The sequence below is a fragment of the Ensifer sp. ENS09 genome (assembly GCF_014852425.1).
Lineage (GTDB): Bacteria > Pseudomonadota > Alphaproteobacteria > Rhizobiales > Rhizobiaceae > Ensifer.
Window position 1 is genome coordinate 574,587 of the sequence record NZ_JACVBP010000003.1, and the last position, 21,194, is coordinate 595,780.

General features: G+C 61.7%; 18 protein-coding genes and 2 pseudogenes. 15 read left to right on the forward strand and 5 right to left on the reverse strand.

Going from position 1 to position 21,194, the window contains the following annotated elements; all coding sequences use genetic code 11:
* Nucleotide 1: 1 nt before the first annotated feature.
* Nucleotides 2-1,234 (reverse strand): acyl-CoA dehydrogenase family protein, encoded by a 1,233-nt coding sequence (locus IB267_RS17800; protein WP_192448792.1) that lies wholly within the window; start codon nt 1,232-1,234, stop codon nt 2-4.
* Between the two features lie 13 nt (nt 1,235-1,247).
* Nucleotides 1,248-2,288 (reverse strand): ABC transporter substrate-binding protein, encoded by a 1,041-nt coding sequence (locus IB267_RS17805; protein WP_192448793.1) that lies wholly within the window; start codon nt 2,286-2,288, stop codon nt 1,248-1,250.
* A 298-nt stretch (nt 2,289-2,586) separates the two neighbouring features.
* Here IB267_RS17805 and IB267_RS17810 point away from each other — a divergent pair, with 298 nt between their 5' ends.
* Genes IB267_RS17810 through IB267_RS17830 form a run of 5 tightly spaced genes read left to right on the forward strand, consistent with a single transcriptional unit; the run spans nt 2,587 to nt 7,570 of the window.
* Nucleotides 2,587-3,573 (forward strand): ABC transporter permease, encoded by a 987-nt coding sequence (locus IB267_RS17810; protein WP_192448794.1) that lies wholly within the window; start codon nt 2,587-2,589, stop codon nt 3,571-3,573.
* The gene (locus IB267_RS17815) at nt 3,573-4,571 is read left to right on the forward strand and encodes an ABC transporter permease (protein ID WP_192448795.1); all 999 of its coding nucleotides are present in this window, start codon (nt 3,573-3,575) and stop codon (nt 4,569-4,571) included. Before IB267_RS17810 ends, IB267_RS17815 begins: the two co-directional genes overlap by 1 nt.
* Before the next feature lie 2 nt (nt 4,572-4,573).
* A complete protein-coding gene (locus tag IB267_RS17820; protein WP_192448796.1) occupies nt 4,574-5,572 on the forward strand; it encodes an ABC transporter ATP-binding protein in 999 nt (332 codons plus the stop codon).
* Nucleotides 5,550-6,494, forward strand: a complete 945-nt coding sequence (locus IB267_RS17825) for an ABC transporter ATP-binding protein (RefSeq protein WP_192448797.1) — start codon at nt 5,550-5,552, stop codon at nt 6,492-6,494. Before IB267_RS17820 ends, IB267_RS17825 begins: the two co-directional genes overlap by 23 nt.
* Nucleotides 6,495-6,508: 14 nt before the next feature.
* On the forward strand, nt 6,509-7,570 hold the full coding sequence (locus IB267_RS17830) for an aldo/keto reductase (RefSeq protein ID WP_192448798.1): 1,062 nt from the start codon (nt 6,509-6,511) through the stop codon (nt 7,568-7,570).
* A gap of 88 nt (nt 7,571-7,658) precedes the next feature.
* Here IB267_RS17830 and IB267_RS17835 read toward each other — a convergent pair whose 3' ends face one another.
* Both IB267_RS17835 and IB267_RS17840 read right to left on the reverse strand, forming a co-directional pair.
* Entirely contained in the window at nt 7,659-8,612 is a 954-nt protein-coding gene (locus IB267_RS17835; RefSeq protein ID WP_192448799.1) for an amidohydrolase family protein, read from the reverse strand.
* Entirely contained in the window at nt 8,609-9,709 is a 1,101-nt protein-coding gene (locus IB267_RS17840; protein ID WP_192448800.1) for an LLM class flavin-dependent oxidoreductase, read from the reverse strand. Before IB267_RS17840 ends, IB267_RS17835 begins: the two co-directional genes overlap by 4 nt.
* A gap of 346 nt (nt 9,710-10,055) precedes the next feature.
* On the opposite strand from IB267_RS17840, the gene IB267_RS17845 reads away from it, so the two are divergent.
* Together IB267_RS17845 and IB267_RS17850 are read left to right on the forward strand one after the other, a co-directional pair.
* Nucleotides 10,056-11,687 carry an ABC transporter substrate-binding protein gene (locus IB267_RS17845; protein ID WP_192448801.1) on the forward strand — a complete coding sequence of 544 codons (1,632 nt, stop codon included), beginning with the start codon at nt 10,056-10,058 and terminating at the stop codon, nt 11,685-11,687.
* 88 nt (nt 11,688-11,775) lie between these two features.
* A complete protein-coding gene (locus tag IB267_RS17850) occupies nt 11,776-12,999 on the forward strand; it encodes an acyl-CoA dehydrogenase family protein (protein ID WP_192448802.1) in 1,224 nt (407 codons plus the stop codon).
* Nucleotides 13,000-13,381: 382 nt separating this feature from the next.
* On the opposite strand, the gene IB267_RS17855 is transcribed toward IB267_RS17850, so the two are convergent.
* On the reverse strand, nt 13,382-13,660 hold the full coding sequence (locus IB267_RS17855) for a helix-turn-helix domain-containing protein (RefSeq protein WP_192448803.1): 279 nt from the start codon (nt 13,658-13,660) through the stop codon (nt 13,382-13,384).
* A 105-nt stretch (nt 13,661-13,765) separates the two neighbouring features.
* On the opposite strand from IB267_RS17855, the pseudogene IB267_RS33735 reads away from it, so the two are divergent.
* From IB267_RS33735 to traA, 8 genes and pseudogenes are all read left to right on the forward strand, one after another.
* Nucleotides 13,766-14,649 (forward strand): annotated as a pseudogene (locus tag IB267_RS33735) (LysR family transcriptional regulator); the annotation flags it as partial.
* A gap of 155 nt (nt 14,650-14,804) precedes the next feature.
* Nucleotides 14,805-15,110 carry a helix-turn-helix transcriptional regulator gene (locus IB267_RS17870; protein ID WP_192448805.1) on the forward strand — a complete coding sequence of 102 codons (306 nt, stop codon included), beginning with the start codon at nt 14,805-14,807 and terminating at the stop codon, nt 15,108-15,110.
* Between the two features lie 218 nt (nt 15,111-15,328).
* Nucleotides 15,329-15,745: a hypothetical protein gene (locus IB267_RS17875; protein ID WP_192448806.1), complete on the forward strand. Its 417-nt coding sequence runs from the start codon at nt 15,329-15,331 to the stop codon at nt 15,743-15,745.
* A 94-nt stretch (nt 15,746-15,839) separates the two neighbouring features.
* Nucleotides 15,840-16,352 (forward strand): hypothetical protein, encoded by a 513-nt coding sequence (locus IB267_RS17880; protein WP_192448807.1) that lies wholly within the window; start codon nt 15,840-15,842, stop codon nt 16,350-16,352.
* A 42-nt stretch (nt 16,353-16,394) separates the two neighbouring features.
* Nucleotides 16,395-16,931 (forward strand): hypothetical protein, encoded by a 537-nt coding sequence (locus tag IB267_RS17885; RefSeq protein WP_192448808.1) that lies wholly within the window; start codon nt 16,395-16,397, stop codon nt 16,929-16,931.
* A 115-nt stretch (nt 16,932-17,046) separates the two neighbouring features.
* Nucleotides 17,047-17,223 carry a hypothetical protein gene (locus IB267_RS17890; protein WP_192448809.1) on the forward strand — a complete coding sequence of 59 codons (177 nt, stop codon included), beginning with the start codon at nt 17,047-17,049 and terminating at the stop codon, nt 17,221-17,223.
* Nucleotides 17,208-17,510: a hypothetical protein gene (locus IB267_RS17895; protein WP_192448810.1), complete on the forward strand. Its 303-nt coding sequence runs from the start codon at nt 17,208-17,210 to the stop codon at nt 17,508-17,510. Before IB267_RS17890 ends, IB267_RS17895 begins: the two co-directional genes overlap by 16 nt.
* A 163-nt stretch (nt 17,511-17,673) precedes the next feature.
* A pseudogene (gene traA, locus IB267_RS17900) lies at nt 17,674-20,962 on the forward strand (Ti-type conjugative transfer relaxase TraA).
* Nucleotides 20,963-21,194 lie beyond the last annotated feature (232 nt).

The window sequence follows — 21,194 nt, forward strand, 5'->3', positions numbered from 1 at the left end:
CCTAGCGGCCGCCGACGACGGCAAGACGGGGTTGCGGGGGAGGCCGGACCGGGACCGGCTCGAGCGCCACGGCGGGCGCTGCGGCGTGGCGGTTGAACGCGGCCTTGGCGAGCATTGTCCGGATCAAGTTGTTTTGCGGCGCGTGCGCCTTGCCGGAGAGCGCATCGCGATGGTGACGCTCCAGCGGATTGTCTCGGCTGATGCCGGGGTTGCCGCCGAGTTCCAGGGCGAGCGTCGTCACCGAGATCGCGTTGGTTATGACGGTGTGTTTGACCGCCGCGGCATCCGCCCCGAAGGCGCGCCCGCTGTCGAAATCCTCGGCGATCGAGCGCAGCAACCTGCGATTGACCGTCAGCAACACTTCGATCTCTCCAAGACCGTCCTGGATGCGAGGGACGGTCGAAAGCGGTGCGCCGAGGCTGGCCGGCGCGCGCGAGGTTGTAAATTCGATCAGCCAGTCGCGCGCGCCTCGGGCGGCGCCGTCGTAGATCGCCGGGACGAGCGAGAAGTACCAGGCGCCCATACGTTCGTCGCGTTTCAGGCCTTCGCTTGCCGGCGCAATGTCGAGAACGTCTTCTAGCGGGATCGCGACGTCATCAAGGATCAGATCGTCGCTGTTGGTGGCCCGCATGCCTGTTGCGTTCCATGTTTTTTCGACGCGGATACCATCGGCCGATGTCGGTACGAGGAACGAGCCAAGTCGCGGTTCCGGCTCGTCGGTCACCGCAAGAACCGACACCCAGCGCAAAAGGGGGATACCGGTCGCATAGGTCTTGTGCCCCGTGATACGCCACTGGTCGCCAACACGCCGGGCCACCGTTTCCGGCAGGGATCCGTGCGATGGGGAGCCGACGCGCGGTTCGACCTGGGCGGCATTGATCAGCGCGACGCCTTCACGATTGGCCCTGGTAACGCGCTCCACGAGGTGGGGCGGCCACTTGCCCGACGTGCGCACCGAATGGTGCTGGTTGTAGTGCATCGACAGAACGAGAGCGGTCGACGGTTCGCCGCGGGCAATGGCCGAGACAACAGCGAGCGCTTCCGTCAATCCGCCGCCGAGGCCGCCGTGCTCGGTCGCCGTGACCAGGCCAAGCAGTCCCGCCTCATGCAGCGCGTCGAAGTTGGCAAAAGGGAAATCGCCGGTTTCATCGTAGTGGCGGGCGGTCAGGGCGAAGCGTTTGCCCAGTTCCTTTGCCGTGGCGATCACTGGTTCGAAATGTGCGGGATCGGTCATCGAATACTCTCGTTCAAGCGACGGCACGATTGTTGAGTTCCGCCCAGGGCCTGTGGTCGACCCATTGCTCGATGTCGAAGTTGCTCGCGAGGAAACCCCATTCGTGCAGGAAGTCCTTGTAGTGGCCGATCGCCGCGACGAGGTCCGGTTCGAGGCTGACGCCGAGATGCCTGTGCAGTTCCGGGCCGTTGGCCGCAGCAACGGCCTCTTCGGAGGCGGCGACTTCGCGGGCAACGAAGCGACGAACCTCGTCTGGATGTTCCTCGGCCCAGACCCCGGCCTGCTTCAAGGTGGCGATCAGCTTGGCGACCAGATCGGGGCGGTCTTCCGCCAGCCGCTCGTCGACGGTCAGTACCCGCGGGGAGCCGGAGTTGATGCGGATCTTCGGGTCAGGGTGGAAGCCGAACTCCGCGACCGTGTGGGCGGCGAAGAGATTGGCGACGGCGATGCCGGGCGTGCCCTTGACATAAATGGCGTCCACTTCGCCACGCAAAAGTGCGGCGACCTCCGGGCCATAGGCGTGACGGTTTCTGAGGCCATGGAGCTGCGGGCCTTCCCTGCCATCGAGCACGCTTTCGGAAAGCGGGATATCGACGATCTCGACATCGGTGGCTGCGAGCCCTTCAAGCGAAAGAGCAGAAACGAGGCCTTTCAGCGCCGTTGCGGCCATGAAGTCGACGATACCGGGCGGACGGCGTGCAATGCCGAAGCGCCGGCCAGCGAGGTCGCGTGTCGTTTTTATACCTGTGCCAGGCAGCGTGATGATGGCCTGGAATTCGTCGGTCCAGGTGATGCCGACGAGACGGGTCGGATTGCCCTCCGAGCGGGCGCGGATCGGCGGGACATTGCCGCCATGGCGAAAGGAATAGTCGAGATGGTGATCGAAGTGGCTGGACCGGACGGTGCGGTCCTTGCTGTCGATGATGGAGTTGAGCGTGATGCCCTCGGCGGCAAATGCGGTGTCGAGGAGACCAAGCTGGGTGGCAAGCCCCACGGGCGTCGGCACGGGGCAGCGGGTGTACCAGATTTGTGAGATGGCGTTCTTGCGTGTCACGGGATCCTCCGCTGTCCTTGATAAAATGCGCCGGGAAGCGTTTTTCGTTCGAGCGCGCCTCCCTAGTCCGTCATTGCGAGAGCTGTACCAATTTCGGATTAGTATTCCTGGAACGGCATAGTTCGGGAAAATTTCTAGGAATTGTGTTCCTTCGACATGTCCATTGCAGGATGAAATTGCTAAAATAGATTTGACAAAGCCTATGTAATTAGTCAACTATAAAAATCACCTACGGCGAACGGTCAGGCCGAGGTGAAGGTTCGCTGTTGGCGGACAGCCAAACGGAGAGGCGACATCGATGCCGGTGCTGATCAGAATTGCGCGAACGCTTCGACGAACGCTGCTGCAGGCGGTTCCGGCGATTCTAGGAATTGTGATCCTGAATTTCTTTCTCTTGCAGCTGGCTCCCGGCGACGCGGCCGATGTTCTGGCCGGCGAGGCAGGCTCGGCGACCGAAGAGAGTGTTGCGGCGCTGAGAGCCCGCTTCGGGCTAGACAGTCCGGTGCTCGAACAGCTGGCTGCCTATCTCGGCAACCTCGCCCACTTCAGCCTGGGATTTTCGCCGCGCTACGGCATGCCGGTCGCCGACCTGATCGCCCAACGTCTGCCCGGAACACTGACCCTTATGGCGGTGGCGCTCGTCATCGCGATCTTCCTCGGTGTCATCCTCGGATCGCTGATGGCGACGTTTGCGGGGCGGATCCCCGACCGGCTCTTGTCAATCTTCTCGCTGCTGTTTTATTCGATCCCGAGCTTCTGGATCGGCCTGATGCTGATCGTGCTCTTCTCCGTCAAACTCGGGTGGCTGCCGAGCGGCGGCGCGGGCACGATCGGATCCCAGCTGAAAGGGTTCCCGGCGTTGCTCGACAAGGCGCGTTACATGGTGCTGCCGGCAACGTCGCTTGCGCTGTTCTATGTCGCGATCTATGCGCGGCTGACACGCGCTGCCATGCTCGAAGTCAAGAACCAGGATTTCGTGCGCACCGCCTATGCCAAGGGGTTGACGCCGCTTGGCGTGACGGCGAGGCACATTCTGCGCAATGCGCTGATCCCGATCACCACCATGGCCGGCATGCATATCGGCGGCATGCTTGGTGGCGCCGTCGTGGTGGAAACTGTCTATAGTTGGCCCGGCCTCGGCAGGCTTGCCTTCGAGGCGGTTATGGGCCGGGATTTCACCGTGCTGCTCGGCATCCTGCTTCTGTCCTCCCTTCTCGTCATCATTGCCAATGCCACGGTGGACCTCGTCCACGCCTGGCTCGATCCCCGAATTGGAGCGCGCTGATGTCCACCACCGACTTCGGAGCTTTTCCTGCGGCTACCGGCGGCGCCTATGCTGCGCCGGCCACGAACGAGCAGATCACAGCGCCGGAACGTCCCACCTGGTCCAACGTAAAGGCGCCTGACGCGCGCTCCCAGCCAAGCGCGGCGGTCGCGATTACCAACGGCCGAAGGGCACTCAAAGTCTTTCTCGCCAATCCCAACGCGCTGTTCGGGACGGCGTTTCTCGCTTTTGTCATCGGCGTCGCGCTGCTGGCGCCGGTGCTTTATCCGGACGACCCCTTGTCGATGGTCGGAAAGCCGTTCCTGTGGCCGGGCCAGGATCCTGCCTTCCCGCTCGGCACGGACGCGCTCGGTCGCGACGTGCTCGCCGGCATCCTGCACGGATCTCGCATCTCCCTGTTCGTGGGGCTGATGGCGACTGCGCTCGGCCTCATCTTCGGCGTCTTCGTTGGTGCGATCGCCGGCTACTTCGGCGGCTGGGTCGACGATCTCCTGGTCAGGCTCATCGAGATCTTCCAGACCTTGCCGAGCTTCGTGCTTCTCGTCGTGTTGGTCGCGATCGTCCAACCTTCGGCAACGACAGTGACGCTTGCGATCGCCGTCATCTCCTGGCCCACGGTCGCGCGACTGACCAGGGCCGAGTTTCGGGCGATCCGTGAGAAGGATTTCGTCATGGCCGCCCGCAGTCTCGGCTTTGGCCATGGACGGATCATCTTCCGCGAGATCCTGCCGAATGCGCTGCCGCCGATCATCGTGACGTCGTCGGTCATGGTCGCCACCGCAATCCTGATGGAATCCGCGCTTTCCTTCATGGGTCTCGGCGACCCCAATGTCGTGAGCTGGGGCTCGATGATCGGTACCGGTCGCGAGCTGGTCAGAACGGCCTGGTACCTGACGGCCCTTCCGGGCCTGGCGATCGTCTTCACGGTACTTGCGCTCAATCTCATCGGCGACGGGCTGAACGATGCCCTCAACCCCCGCTTCGCTGGGGATCGCTGACGATGGCGCCGCTGCTCCAGGTCGAAAACCTCACCATCGGCTTTCCGCGTGCCGAGCCGGTCAGAAATCTCTCGTTTGAAGTGGGAGCGGGGGAGACGCTGGCGATCGTCGGCGAGTCCGGTTCGGGCAAATCACTGACGGCGCTTGCCCTGATGCAGTTGCTGCCGCGCGCAGCACGAGTGACCAGCGGCCGCATCGTCTTCGACGACCGCGACCTTCTGGGTCTCGATGCGCGCGAGATGCGGCAGCTGCGCGGACGCGAGATCGCCATGATCTTTCAGGAGCCGATGACGAGCCTCAATCCGGTCATGTCGATCGGCCGGCAGATCGGCGAAGTGCTGAAGGTGCACGAGAAACTTTCAGGTCGGGTGGCGCGGGCACGCGCGATTGAACTTTTGAAGCTCGTGCGTATTCCTGCCGCCGAAAAACGGGTCGACGATTATCCGCATCAGCTGTCGGGCGGAATGCGCCAGCGGGTGATGATTGCCATGGCCGTTGCGTGCCGGCCGAAGCTGCTGATCGCCGACGAACCGACGACCGCGCTGGACGTCACGATCCAGGCGCAGGTGCTCGACCTGCTCGACACCCTCAGGCGCGAGCTTCAGATGGCGGTGGTGCTGATCACCCACGATCTCGGCGTCGTCGCGCAATGGGCCGACAAGGTCGTGGTGATGTATGCCGGCCGCAAGGTCGAGCAGGCCTTCCCCGGCGATCTCTTCAACGATCCGCTGCATCCCTACACGCGCGGGCTGCTTTCGGCTTCGCCACGACTGAAGAACGACTTTCACTATCTGAGCGGTCGCTTGACCGAGATCCCCGGGTCGATCGTGTCGGCGGCCGGAGAGGCTGGCTGCCCCTTCAGGCCGCGCTGTCGCCAGGCGCGTGCGAGCTGCGGCCATCAGGTGCCGCCGTTGATCGCGCAAGCACCGGACCGTCTCGTTGCCTGCCCGTTCACCTCGTCCCTCAAGGCCGTGCCCGATGCCGCTTATCTCAGCCTCTGATCTCAAGACCCACTACAAGACGCGCGACGGACTGCTGCGTTCGGTCGATGGCGTCGACCTCGTGGTCGAGCGCGGTGAAACCGTCGGGCTTGTCGGCGAAAGCGGTTGCGGCAAGTCGACGCTTGGCAAGACGCTTTTGCGCCTGGTCGATCCGACCGAGGGGCGGATCGAATTCAAGGGCGAAGACATCACGAGACTTGATCAGAGCCGGCTCAAAAACGTCCGCAAGTCGATCCAGATGATCTTCCAGGATCCGTTCGCGTCGCTCAATCCGCGTCACACGATCGGTGAAATACTGGAGGCGCCTCTGATCGTGCACAGGGCGGGTAACCGGCCGGAGCGGCGTCACACCGTTGCCGGCATCATCGCCAAGGTCGGGCTGCCCGCCGATGCCATCAATCGCTATCCGCACGAATTTTCGGGCGGCCAGCGGCAAAGGATCGGCATCGCCCGTGCGCTGCTGCTCAATCCGGACCTGATCGTTTGCGACGAGCCCGTTTCGGCGCTCGACCTGTCGATCCAGGCGCAGATCCTGAACCTTTTGGTGGAGATGAAGAAGGAGTTCGGTCTCTCCTATCTCTTCATCAGCCACGACCTGTCGGTGGTGCGTTATTTCTGCGATCGGGTACTGGTCATGTATCTCGGCCGGATCGTGGAAAGCGCCGATAACGAGACGCTCTGGTCGGACCCGCGCCATCCCTACACGCGCGCTTTGATGGCCGCGGTTCCCGATCCCTCGCGGCCGCGGCAGGCCGCTCCCCTCGGCGGCGATCTGCCGAGCCCGAGCGACATTCCTTCCGGCTGTCGGTTCCACACCCGCTGCCCGCTGGCTAGCGAGCTTTGCCGCGTCACCGAACCCGAATTCCGCTTCATCAAACCGGGTCATCAGGTGGCCTGTCATTTTGCGGACCAGATCAACTGAAATGGAGAACTTGAATGGTTGAGTATCGCTATCTTGGGCGCAGCGCCCTCAAAGTGTCGCCGCTGACGCTCGGATCCATGATGTTCGGCAACCAGACGCCGGACGATGTCGCTTTCCGCATCATCGACAAGGCGCGCGAACAAGGCATCAACTTCATCGACACGGCCGACGTCTACCATGACGGCAAGTCGGAAGAAGTGGTCGGGCGCGGGATCAAGGCCCATCGCGATCACTGGGTGGTGGCAACGAAGTTCGTCAATTCGCGTGCGAAGGGACCAAATCTCGGCGGCTATTCGCGCAAATGGGTCTATCAGACGGTCGAAAATTCGCTGCGTAATCTCGGCACGGACTATATCGACATCCTCTACTTCCACCGTGCCGTCTTCGATGCGCCGCTCGAAGAGCCCGTGCGGGCGATTGCCGACCTGATCAAGGCCGGCAAGCTGCGCTATTTCGGGGTCTCGAACTTCCGGGGATGGCGCATTGCGGAAGTCGCCCATCTTGCCGACCAACTCGGCATCGATCGGCCGATCGCGAGCCAACCGCTCTACAACATCGTCAACCGCACCGCCGAGGCCGAGCAGCTGCCGGCAGCTGCCGCTTATGGACTGGGTGCCGTGTCCTATAGCCCGCTCGCACGCGGCGTTCTGACCGGCAAATACAATCCCGGCGAGGCTCCGGGCGCCGATACCCGCGCCGGGCGCGGCGACAAGCGCATGCATGACGTGGAGTTTCGTGAAGAATCGATCGCGATCGCCAAGCAGATTGCAGCGCACGCCCAGGCCAAGGGCATAGCGGCGGCCGATTTCGCGCTCGCCTGGGTGCTGAACAACCGGCTGATCACCTCGACTATTGCCGGTCCGCGCACGGAAGAGCATTGGGATGCCTACATCCGTGCGCTCAACATCAAGCTCGACGCCGAAGACGAGGCGTTGGTCGATCGGCTCGTTGCGCCCGGTCATCCGTCGACCCCGGGCTTCACGGATCCCGGCCATCCTCTCGAGGGCCGCGAACCACGTTTCGGAGCGGCGGAAGCCGAGATCATTCCGCTCACGCGTTCGCAGCGGGTCGCCTGACCGTCATCGGGGGCAAGTCCCCCGGCCAATGGCAGCCGAGCTGCAAAAGCCCCGGATCATTGATCCGGGGCTTTTGCCTTTGTCAGCCTTATTCCGCCGCCGCCGCTTGATCATGCCGCAAGCCAAGGAGGCGTCGGGCATTGCCGCCGGCGACGAGGCGTGCCTCCTGCTCGTTCAGCCCGGCCTGTGCCAGACTTTCTCGAAATTCGTTCCGGTTGAGTGCCGCAAGGATCGGCCAGTCCGTGCCTGCGAGCACGCGATCGGCCCCGAAAAACCCGGTGAGGGTGTGGATGATGTCCGGATCATGCCCCATCGTGTCGAAATAGATATTGGGCCGCCGCCCTGCTTGCCGGGCAGGGAGAGCATAGACGCCGCCGCGTGCCGCCTGGACAATCGCCCCAAGACCGAGTGTTGCAAAGACCAGATGCAGGTCTGGCAGTTCTTCGAGCAGCGAAGACTGGACGACCGACAAGAATGCGACGCCGTTCATCAGACCGCGCCCGAGCGAATTGCCGAGATTGCCGGCGCCTCTGATCAGAACCTCGGCATTTGGGTGTGCAACAGGATGCACGAAAACCGGAACTCTGTGCCGGGCCGCGACGTCGAGTGTCGGTCGGACTACAGGATCGGCGATGAACTTGTCGTCGCGCGAACTGTCGATCACGAGGCCAGAAAGACCGAGGTCCACGATCGCCCGTTCGGCCTCCAGTGCCGCTTCCTCACCGGCAAAGGCATCGACGACGGCAAATCCCGCAAGCGTCGGATGCTCGTGAGACAATGTCGCCAGCCAGTCGTTGGCTTCCCGAACGGCCGCAAGCGGAACGTTCCCTTCCGTCCCGAACAGACTTTCGACCGTCGCGGTAACCACGGCGAGCGATACGCCGCTCTGCTCGAGTTCATCGACCAGTGCCTGGGGCGTGGTGATCTTTTGGTGTATCTCCGGCGTGAAGGCGCCGGCCGGCTTTTCGTATCTGCCGCCCGGGTGCCAGGCCGGAGGCCAGAGATGGGCATGAATGTCGACGATATCGAGCGGCGCAGTCATTCGGCGGCAACCTTTCTGGCGTCCCGTTCAGCAATCCCGGCTTTGACGAGCGGCACGACATCGCGCCCATAGGTGACGGTATCTTCCGTCGGATAGAAGCCGCGGACGAGGAAGTTGGAGACCCCGGCGTCGTAGTAGTCGAGGATGGCTTCGGCGACCTGTTCGGGCGTGCCGACCAGCGCGGTCGAGTTTCCGCCGGCGCCACTGGCTTCCGCGACTTCGGTCCACAGCCGCTTGTCCAACACCTTGCCGCGGCTGGCGGCCTCGCGCAGGCGAACCGAACCGACATTCGACGGCAGCTTCTCGCCGTTGCCGCCGGCCGTGCGTGCCACCTGCGATTTCACCTTCTCGAGGATATCCGCCGCCTGTGCCCAGGCGGCGTCTTCGGTCTCAGCCACGACGGTGCGAAAGGCGAGGGTGAAGCGGATATCGTCTGCCGCCCGGCCATTGGCAATCGCTGCTGCGCGTACCTTGCCGATGGTTTCGCGCGCGCCGTCAAGCGGCTCGCCCCAGAGCGCATGGACATCCGCATGCTTGCCGGCAACGGCGATCGCCGCATCCGACGAACCGCCGAAGGAAATCGGGATGCGCGGCTTCTGGAACGGCTTTACCTGGCTGAAGGCGCCCTTGAACCTGTAGAAGCGCCCTTCATGGTCGAAGGGTTGATCGCTCTCCCAAACCTTCTTCAGCACCGTCAGATATTCGTCGGTTCGGGCGTAGCGGGTGTCGTGATCCTCGAAGTCGCCGTCGCGAGCCTGGTCCGTGTCGGATCCGCCGGTGATGATGTGCACCCACAAGCGGCCCTCGGAGAACTGATCGAGGGTGGCGAGCTGGCGCGCGCCAAGTGTCGGGGCCATCAGGCCTGGTCGGTGGGCAAGCAGCGCCCCGATCCGTTCCGTCTGGCTGAAGACATAGGCGGCGATCTGATTGTTGTCGGGCCATTGCGCGAACTGGCCGATCAGCAGACGGTCGATACCCGCCGCTTCCGCCGCCCGAACATGATTGCGGATATAGGCCTGGTCGATGACCGGGCCGGAGGTGGGCACAATGTCGGACCCTTCCCGGTTGGATGTATGGCCGATGAATTCGGGACGCATGGAGAACTCCTTCAGAAAGCAAGCACGAGAACGATATAGTCTATTTATTTGATGCATTTTGTCGATTGCGTTTTGCCGGTCGATCTTGGGATGGATTGTCGCTTGCGCGTCCAAACGGGAACTTTTCCTCCGTCGAAGAGGTGGTGCTGTAGCGTCAGGCTCTCCGTGACAACGTCAGGGACGCGGCAAACGGTGTGCCCTGAGTAGCTTTTTTCAGAAAAGCCGCGGACTTTAGAATTACACTATCTCGATAAATATAGTAGATTTTATATGGTCTGACTAACACCACGATCAGGTGCTGGAGAAATCGGCGTTGCCTGTGCTTCGCCTGCTAGGGGATACTCAGATGACATCTAGGAAGACCGGGACTTTGAAGCCGACGCGCCGCGCGTTTCTCCTTTCCTCCGTTGCACTCGCGACCGCGACTGCCCTTCCAATGCTGCCGGTGCCCTCGCTCGCGGCAGACGAGCCGCCGCGCGGCGGCAGCGTATCGATCAACATCGGCACCGAACCGCCGGTTCTCGTTCTTATCGCCCATAGCGCCGGCGCCGCATACTACATCAGCGGCAAGGCAACCGAGAGCCTCTTGACCTATGACAGGGACTTCAATCCTCAGCCGCTGCTCGCCACCGAGTGGACGGTGAGCGAGGATGGCCGGCGCTATTGGTTCAAGCTGCGTCAGGGTGTCCGTTGGCACGACGGCAAGGATTTCACCGCCGAAGACGTCGCCTTTTCGATCCTGGCGTTGAAGGAAAACCATCCACGTGGCCGGGCGACCTTTGCCCACGTGAAGGAGGCCAATGTCCTCAGTTCGCATGAGGTCGAATTGATCCTCACCAAGCCGGCTCCCTATCTGCTGACGGCGTTTGCAAGCTTCGAGGCACCGATCGTCCCGAAGCACCTCTACGAAGGGACGAAGATTGCGGAAAACCCGCACAACGTCGCGCCGGTCGGCACCGGCCCCTACAAGTTCGTCGAGTGGGTTCGCGGAAGTCACGCGCTGTTTGTTCGCAACGAAGACTATTGGGGGGCGCCCAAGCCTTACCTTGATCAGATCATCTTCCGCTTCATCATCGATCCGGCCGCAGCCGTCGCCGCGATCGAGACCGGCGAGGTGCAGATCTCGACGGCCAACCTGCCTCTGACCGACATCGACCGGCTGAAGGCCAACCCCAACCTCGTCGTCGATACCGATCCGGCGCCCTATTCCCCGAGCATCGCCCGCGCAGAGTTCAATCTCGAAAACAAGTATCTTGCCGACATCAAGGTGCGCCATGCGATCGCGCACGCGGTCGACAAGGACTTCATCGTCAACACTGTCTACCTCGGCTACGCGACGCGGCTTGACGGGCCCGTGAGCCCGGACCTCGCGAAATTCTATACGCCAGACCTTCCCAAGTACGAGTTCGATCCGGCCAAGGCCGAAAAGCTCCTCGACGAAGCAGGTTACGCGCGTGGGCCAGACGGTTTCCGCTTCAAGCTGTTCATCGATCCGACCCAGCCTTCCGGTCCTCCCAAGCAGACCGCGGAATACATCGCCCAGGCCCTTGCCAAAGTGGGCATCAAGGTGGAACTGCGGACGCAGGACTTTGCGACCTTCGTCAAGCGCGTCTTCACCGAACGCGACTTTGATATCGCCATCGAGGGCATGAGCAACCTTTACGATCCGACGGTCGGCGTCCAGCGCCTCTACTGGTCGAAGAACTTCAAGCCGGGGGTCCCCTTCACCAACGGCTCGAAATACTCGAACCCGGACGTAGATCGGCTGCTCGAAACGGCTGCCGTCGAGATCGACCCGAAGAGACGATTGGAACTCTTCAACGAGTTCCAGAAGCTGGTCGTTCAGGACCTTCCGACGCTCGACATCGTCACCCCTGCGGTCATCACCGTCTACGACAAGCGGGTGAAGAACCTGAAACTGGGTGTCGAGCATCTGTGGAGCAATGGAGCGGACATCTATCTCGACGGGCAATCGTAATTGATTTCGACGAACGATCGTCGAAGGCGTCAGTGCAGCCGGCGGGTACCCGGCTGCACCCTCCTTATTTCAGTCTCGGAGTTGATGCGTGACGAAAACCAGAGTGCTGTCCGTTTCCCGTCCGACGCGCGCGGAGCTTCTGGCGCGCGTTCCCGGTTTTGTGTCCGAGGTGGCAAAGGGCGCGTCGGAACGAGACCTGTCGCGTGAACTTCCTTTCGAAGCCTTCAAGCTGTTTCGCGAGCTCGAACTTGGCACCTTGCGCATCCCGGCAGCACTCGGGGGACCGGGCGGTTCGGTTGCCGACTACATCGAGATGATCGCCGCGATCGGTTCGGCCGATTCCAATGTCGCGCATGCGCTGCGGTCGCATTTCAACTACGTCGAAAACGTCATTTTGAGCGAGCCTCGGGAACGGGATGCTGGCGCAGTCGAACTGATCCTCGCCGGAAAGCTCTTTGGTGGCGCGCATACCGAGCAGGGCACCGCGCGGCCCGGGCAGGTGACGACGACGATCGTCCGGCGGGGCGATACCTACCGGCTGAACGGCCGCAAATGGTACGCGACAGGCACCGCTTTCGCCGACTTTGCATCGTTCAGTGCGCTGGACGAGGAAGGGCAGGCGGTCGGCGTTCTGCTGCCGGTCGATCGGCAAGGCATCGCCATTCTGGACGATTGGGATGGCATGGGGCAGCGGCTGACGGCGAGCGGCGGCATAATACTCGACAACGTCGAGGTCTTCCCGCATGAGTTGGCCCGTCGCGCGCTCGACAATCTCGTCGGCCGCCATTGCTCGACGCTGCGCCAGCTGCACCTGGCGGCAAGTGCGGCCGGCGCGGTTCGCAATGTCCTTTCGGATGGCCTTGCTTATGTCCGCAGCCAAGCGCGCTCTGCCGCCCACAGCAGCGCCGAAACGGCCAATCAGGATCCCTTCGTCCAACAGGTGATCGGCGAAATCGCAGCCAATTCCTTTGCGATCGACGCGGCGGTTGCCGCCGCCGCGGTTGCGCTCGACCGGACGGTTGCCGCCTTGGGCAATGGCAACGATGCCGGGATCGAGGACGCGCTGATCGCCAGCGCGCTTTCGACGGCGCGAGCGCAGCTGGTACTTGGCCAGCTCGGTTTGCGAAGCGCTGAGCGCATGTTTGAACTTGGCGGCGGCTCGGCGACATCCCGCAACAACAATTTCGACCGGCACTGGCGCAACATCCGTACCGTGCTGAACCATAACCCCCTCCTACATAAAGCGCGGGTGCTAGGCGACTACTTGGTGAACGGCACGACGGCGCACCTGAAGGAAGGCAAGGTCTTCTGAGGGGATGCGGCGAGCACCACCTTTAAACTAGGACGCCACACTCTCTCACATTGGACGTGGATTTGCCTGATGTTTGAGGCCTGCTCCCATCAACATCACGGGTCGCTGAGGAGGCCCGGGAGGCTTGCACAGGGTAATGGGCAACCATTCCCCGTGGGTTAGCTGTTGCTCCACCGTCTGACGATCAGTAGCGTTTGATATGGTGGGCCCGGCAGGACCAGATCCTTTAACCAATCGGTTATGAGCCGACGGCTCGAACCATCGGGCTATCGGCTCCACCAGAAAGTTTCTGGGACAGAAAACCGATTGATCCGGTTAGGCCGGGAAGTTTAACGCTGCAGGGCGACTCGACGTCGCCCGATATGTCTTTTGAGACGGACCTCTATTTCAAGCGTCGTTCCGCCGGTGGTCGCCGGCCACTCTTGAGCGGCTCAATTCCGGTTACTCCCTCTGGGACTTTTTTGAACAATTCGGCGATCTCACATTCCATAGCGAGAGCAAGCTTTTCCAGCGTGACAATGGTCGGGTTCTTGGTGCCGCGCTCGAGGTGGCCGGCGTACGAGCGTTCGATGCCCGCCGCTAGAGCCAAATCATCTTGAGATATTTGTCGCGCAACCCGCAAGCGTCGAAGGTTTAAGGCGACCAGCTGCCGTACATCCATAGCAGCAAAACAGCATTTGACAACCTATGAAACCACGTATTATAGAACTATGAAAGCGATCGGTACGTGTGGTCGATTAAGGCTACACCTTTGAAAGGGGTCGCCATGGAGTTCCGACAACTCTCATATTTCGTTGCGGTGGCCGAGGAACTTCACTTCCATCGGGCAGCGATGCGCATGCACATCGCCCAGCCGGCACTGAGTTCACACATCCAGGCGCTGGAGAAGGAGTTGGGTGTGCGGTTACTTGATCGGTCGACGCGGCGCGTGGAACTCACTCGGGCAGGGGAGGCGTTCTACGATCGGGCCGTTCGGATCATCGGCGACGTCGGGTTGTCGGTGGAAGTGGCGCGCTCGGTTGCCGGCAAGGCTGCGCGCACAATCCGGATCGGAACCGTCTATCCCGCAACAACCGGCGTGCTGCCTTCATTTCTGTCGCGCATCGGCCGGAAGTTCCCGGATGTGTCGCTACACGTGCGCAGCGGCTCGACCAGCGACATCATCCGCGGACTGGAAAACGGCCAGATCAATCTCGGCTTCATCCGTCCAGTCGAAAACATCGGCTCCTTGCGCTTCTTCTCGATCGCGCATGAGCGCTATCTGCTGGCGGTCGAAAAGACGAGCCCCTTGGCTCTCCGCAGCGAGATCGATATCGAGGACCTGAGGGGAGAGAAGATCATCGCCTTTTCCCGTCAGAACCCTACTCAGAGCGCTATTTCTCCGACATGTTCGAGACCCATGGTCTGACCGGCAACATCGCCTACAGCTGTGATGACACCTTCTCGCTGGTGTCGCTGGTTTCAGCCGGCCTTGGCATCGGCTTTGCGCCGGAGTGGACGAAGGACCTTCCCAACCGCAATTTCGAGCTCAAGCCGGTGCGCGGCGTCGATCTGAAGATCGGACTGGGTGTTGCCTGGAACAAGGAAGACCCGACCGCCTCCCGTGACGACATCATCGACATTGCCCGGTCGCTGGCGCGGCCGGGAAGGTTTGGGGAGGGTGGGTGCTCGATCGCCCCCACTCCACCGCGTACATCGCTAAAAGCTACCAATTGCATCATTCACTGTTGTGTTCCACTGCCCGTCGGCTAGAGGATGACGGCTGCCAACCCCATCACTTGACGACCAAAGTTCCGGCGAACACCATGACCACCGAACTGAACGAACAGCAGGCGAACGAGGCTGCGAAGCTCTTGCAAGCGATCGCGCATCCGAAGAGGCTTCTGCTGCTGGCGGTCCTTGCCGATCGGCAGTTGTCTGCCGGGCGGCTTGCGGCTGCCGTCGGTCTGCCGCCTGGGATGGTCTACAAACACCTCCACCGGCTCGTGGATATCGGGATGCTCGCCGTGAGCATAAAATCGGCCGGAATGTGCTTTTCGATTGCCTCTCCCGACATCGCTTTCAAGATCCAGGCTGTGCTGGCGGCACAGGTCTCGGCCAACATTTCGTGAAGACTAGCCACGAATGGCCGCTCTCGCGGTCCCATGATACGTCATCTGTTTCCACGGTCTCAGGCGTGCGCCATCAAGACGTCCGACTGTTCGAACGACGACGTCACGCCATGTCGCAGCTCTGTTAACGAAGTCTCGACGGCGTCGCCGGTAGTGTCATTGACAGCGCGCGCCCTACGTTAGAAACATCCTTTAGAGTTGGAGAGGGAAGATAACTCATGGCAGATGAAAACAAACCGGATGACGCAGCCGTCGTCGTCGAAGCAGTGACACCGGTAGAAGCGGCAGCGCCCAAAAAACGTGGGCCGCGGGCCAAGAAAGTTGCCGCGGACGCAACGACGGCGGAAGCCAGCGTTGCATCCCCCGCAAGAAGAGGTCGTAAACGCAAGGACGCTTCGGCCGACGTAAATGCGGTGCAAACGAAGACTGGCAGAAAGCCGAGGGTGAAGGGCGCAGCCAAGGCGACCGCGAAAAGCGTGCCGCCAAAATCGTCGGAGGTAGCTCCGGTTTCCGTCCTCGACGAGATCGCAGATCTTCTGCAGCTCGAGGAAGAAAACGCGCGGCTGCGCAAGGCGCTCGCCGAGAAACTGCGAGCGGAGAATGCGGACCTGCGCAAACGGCTCGGGCGCAACTGACCACCTGGTGAAAGACCGGTCGGCAATACGATCGGTCCTCATCCTCCCATCGTTTTGGGTGAACGTGGCGCATGCCCTGGGGTAACACGGCATCATGAAATCACCATGGAAGTTTTTGCTCGATCTGGCGTCCAGGGGCAGAACGGCCGAGCCGTCAGAGCCCGCGCCTGCCATCGACACCGAGCATCCGGCGGCGTCATCGACGGCGCTCGACACCGCGGCCGCTCCCGCGTCAGCAGTTGAGGCCAAGCAGATCGACACCGCTAACGACCCCGGTGGGGAAGTCTTCCCGGCCATCGAGACTGCCAGCGACGACAGGCGACCGGATACTGCAACGAATGAGGCCTCAGTCGTCGAACCGGTGAAGCCGCCCAGGCGCAAATCGTTCGCACGGCAGGCGAGGGGCACAAAATCGAGCGTCGATAATGTTGTCGCGTCGACCAAGGTCGAATATGAAGCCACAAAGTCCGACGTTCCCGTGCCGCCGGTCACCTTTGCCGATGAAGTCTCCGCCCTGGACGAGGACATCAAGCAACTGAGGCGTCAGCTGGCCTATAAACTGTCTTTGCAGAACGCCCAACTCAAGAAGATGCTCGAGCGATTTTGATGCGCCGTACTTCGGCCTGCCGCTCTTGACCATTGGATTTCAATGAAACCACAGCAGCGAAAATTCATCGTCGAAGTGAAATCTGCACGCCGGCGTTCGGCAATTCGGCCATCGTCGATCTGGGGTGATACCGACCTCAAGGCACTGGTGCGCGAGGCTGAGACCGAAGCGCCGCATCTGTTCGGAGCTGTCGGTCGAGCCGACAATCTTTCCTCGCGCCAGAATGGCGAGGCAGGCACGCAAGATCAGAGCAAGATTGCCGACGTGCCGCAAATCGATAGTGCCACCGTCGTAGCGGAAGAGGCTCTTCCTGATCGCACCGAAGACGCTGGCCGCCCGCTTGCAGAGGTGGCGCCTGTGGCGCTGGAGGCGCCGCAGATGGCGAAACCCAACCGTCGATCTCCCGTCGTTCGCCGCGCCCTCAGCAAGACAATTGATGTCCCGGCCGCAGATATAGCGGTCGATGACCTGGCTGCACTCGAGGAAGAAAATCGCAGGTTGAAAGGGCTTCTGGTGCAACGACTTCGACAGGAGAATGCCCAACTGCGAACCATGCTTGAGCGGTTTGGTACAGACTAGGGGCTCCCCTTCTTTTCGGCTCCCGTAATGGCACGCAGCTTGGGGTCATCCCAGGATCTTGCGCGGATCTAAACGCTTCTTATCTCTGGTGCTGTCCTCGACATGGAGCCCCGAGATGGATCGATTGGCAGACAGAGTAACTTTCGACGACGAAGTCGATGTCCTTCCGCCAAAACGGGAGAACGAAGGCGGCCGCAGCGCCGTGGTGTGCCTCTGTTGTCAGAAGAAACGGCTCGCCGCGCATATGGACGCCGACGGCTGCGGCATCTGTGAGGAATGCCTTGCACCATGAAGGCGCACGCATCCGAGCCTTCGCCTGAAGTGCTGTCGCGGTTCGAGGAAGCGCTTGCACAACTTTCCGACGGTTACGTCCAAGGAACCTTTGAAGATCGACCATGGGGCGCAACCATCCGGCGCTCGGCCGATCAACGACGCATTTGGCTCTACGGCGAACAGCTCGGTGGAACCGACGTCGTCAGTTTCAACTTCTATGTGCTCGATACCGGCGTCGTTCTCAAGCCGTGTGAGATGGCATCATCGAAGGTCATCGATTTCGTGTTGGGTTTTAGACCGACCTGAAACAGTGCAGAATACGCTGATCGGGCGACGCCGGCACCAACATGGGATCGGTTACATCGGCCGCATCGCCGACGCCAAACCAGGACTACTGCGACACCGCGCGCGAAGCGACGGAAATTGCCGAGATCTCTTGGTATGGTTGTGCTACTTTGGGGAGTGTCGCTTGGCCATTTACCATTGCAGCATGAAACCGATCGCTCGAAGCGGCGGCCGCAGCGCGGTCGCCGCCATTGCCTATCGCACGGCGACAAAAATGCTGAACGAGCGCGACGGCATCGTGCACGACTTCACGAACAAGCGGGGCGTCGAGCATTCCGAGATCGTACTTCCGGATAACGTCAATGCCGCCTGGGCGCTCGATCGTTCGACGCTCTGGAACGCGGTCGAGAAAGCAGAGAACCGCAAGGATGCGCGCGTCGCACGCGAGTTCGAAGTGGCGCTCCCCCATGAGATGGATGCGGCCGATCGGCTGGCGTTGACGCGTGACTTTGCGCGTGATCTTGCCAACCGCTACGGCGCTGCGGTCGACTTCTCCATTCACCAGCCGCTTGGCGGTACTGACATCCGCAACCATCACGCCCACGTGGTGATGACGACACGCGTCGTGACGACGGAAGGTCTCGGCGAAAAGACGTTGATCGAGCGCGAGAACAAATGGCTGCTCAACCATGATCACCCGACCTCGCACATGCAGCTTCGTGATATCCGGCAGCTCTGGGAGCACCAGACCAATCGCCATCTGACGCGGCTTGGATTGGACATTCGCATCGACCATCGCTCGCATCTGGAGCGCGGTCTTGAGATCGAGCCGACCGAGCATATGGGCGTGCACGCCTCGCAGATGGACCGGCGTGGTCTGGACGTGTCTCGCGAGCGGATCGATCAGAAGGCAGCGAGCCAGAACGCCGAGTTGATCCGCAGACAACCGGAGCAGGTTCTTGCGATCATCACCGGTGAGAAGAGCGTGTTTGATCGTCACGACGTGGCGCGAGCGTTGCACCGTTACATCGACAATCCGGAGCAGTTTCAAAACGCCTTTGCCGCGGTCATGGCATCATCGGCGCTGGTTGAACTGAAGCCCGAAACCGAGACCGAGCTTGCGCGCTATTCGACGCGCGAGATGGTCGAGATCGAGCATGTCATGGCGGCGGGGGCAGAGCGCATGCGCCAGTTGGAAAGACATCCGGTCCATCGTCGTCATGTCGAGCGGGCGCTGAGCGTTCAGGACGATGCCATACGGGCGAAGGTGTCCGCGTCCCATTCGAAAACGTCAGCGTGGCTGAACGGGGAAGGACGGGCGTCGGACCGTACCGCGACGACAGGCCATGTGGGGCTGAGCGACGAGCAACGTTCGGCCGTGCAGCACATCACGGGTGCTGAGCAGATAGCCGCGGTGATCGGCTTTGCCGGAGCGGGCAAGTCGACGATGCTGGCCGCGGCGCGCGACGCCTGGGCCGCCCAAGGGTATCGCGTGCATGGCGCTGCCCTGGCCGGCAAGGCTGCCGAAGGATTGGAGGAGTCTTCCGGCATTCCCGCGCACGCTCGCCTCCTGGGAATACGGTTGGCAGAACGGCAAGGGACAGCTTTCAAGCAACGACGTTCTCGTCATTGATGAAGCCGGCATGATCGGAAGTCGCCAGCTCGCACGCTTCGTCGCCCAGGCGGAGATCTCGGGTGCCAAGCTGGTTCTTGTTGGTGATCATGAGCAGCTGCAGGCGATCGGTGCGGGCTCCCCATTCCGCGCGATCGTCGAACAGGTCGGTGCGGTCGAACTCTCGGAAATCCGCAGGCAGAAGCACGCCTGGCAACGCGAGGCGTCCGTTGCCTTTGCCACGCATCGCACGGGCGAGGGGCTTTCGCTTTATGCGGAGCGTGGTGCTGTCCAGTTTGACGATACTCGTGATGAGGCGAGGGCAGCACTGGTGCGAGACTACCTGGCGGACACCAGTACAAGACCGTCCGGCTCACGCATCGCGCTGGCCCATCGGCGCGTGGATGTCCGAGCGATCAATGCCGACATCCGAGCAGGCCTTCAACAACGTGGGATGCTGGCGAAGGGCGCGGAAAACCATGACAGCCTTGGGAAGGAAATCGTCTATCGAACGAATGACGGGGTGCGGTCCTTCGCGCGGGGCGACCGCATCGTGCTGCTCGAGAACAACCGTGATCTCGGCGTGAAGAACGGCATGCTCGGGACCGTGATCGCCGTCGAGCCGGACGCGCTACATTTACGTCTCGACGGCGGAACTGGCGGGAGCAACAGCGCCCGTGCGGTGTCCATACCGGTCAACAGTTACCAAAGCTTTGATCACGGTTACGCCACAACCATTCACAAGTCGCAAGGGTCGACGGTCGATCGCGCCTTTGTGCTGGCGTCGCGGACGATGGACCGTCATCTTACCTATGTTGCCATGACCCGCCATCGCGACGATGTGCATCTCTATGCGGGACGCGACGAACTCAAAGACATGAAGACGCTGAGCCTCAGCATGGGTCGCTCGGGCGCGAAGGAAACGTCGCTCGATTACACCGGCGCCTTTGCCCAGCTTGGGGAACAGCTTGGCGTCAGCAGTGAGATTCAGATTGCGCCAGGTCCGGGTCTGGCCTCGCCGCCGAGGTCGTCGAATAAAATGGACGATCGAGAGCGTCGGAGCGAAGTTGTTGCGCCGTCGCCTGATCTGTCTGGCGGGCAACGTCGGACCGTCGAGCCGTTTGTCCCCGCAATCACGTCCTACGCACGCAGCATCGACGACATAGCCCGCGAAAAAGCCAAGCCGAACTTTGACCGCGCAATGGAGCCAGTGCGTTCCCTCGCGCGGGACGTCTTTGCTGATCCGGATGGCGTTGCTGCCAAAGATCGCCGCGGCAATCGTCGAGAAAGGTGTCGATGGTGATGCGCTTGCGAAAGCTATCGCCGAGCGTCCAGAGCAGTTCGGTGCGCTTCGGGGCAGGGCAGGACTGCTTGGCGAGAACAAGGAGCGCAAGACCGCTCGCCAGTTTGCGCGCGCGCTCGGCAATCATGTTGGGGCCGCGGCCGAAACCTGGACGCGGCGTTTGCAAGCGGAGCGCGATTCTGAGACCTGGCAACGGGAAAAAAGAGACGTCGTCGAAGTTCCCGGGCTTACGCCGCGCAGTGAGCGCATCCTGAAGCAGCTCGATGATCTGCCCCAGGCGCAGAAGGCGCAGTTCGTGAAGAACTCGCGCGCAATCCTGAGGGACGAGAGGCGCTCGATGAGGCCAAAAAGGTCGCGCATTGTCTCGAACAGCGCTTTGGCAGCTCAGACCCGCGTTCGTTCAAGAAGGAGTTGGAGCGGCTCGGGATGGCTGACGCCGCGAAGATCGAGCGTATCGCTGACGTCGCCCGGGTTGTCGATCGGGCTCATCGGGCGGAACTGAGCCGAAAGTACGAACTCACGCGCGGACTGAAAAAGGGACTGGGCTTGGGAATGTAGGTGTAAAGGCAACGTGCCTAGTAAGGATGATCTTAGCCATTCAGCCGAAGATCGGCGTCGGCAGTCGCGGAAGCTTCGGTGCCCGCCAAAGGGCGCCGTCGCCCGTCCCTTGGACGGCCCGTCTCTCTGCGGGCTTCGTCTGGCGCCGCAGGCCATCGGTTGGATCACAATCTGGACGCGAACAGGCCCTGGATCGAAACGGGCAAGATCCCAAGCCTTCCGTCTGAGCGTT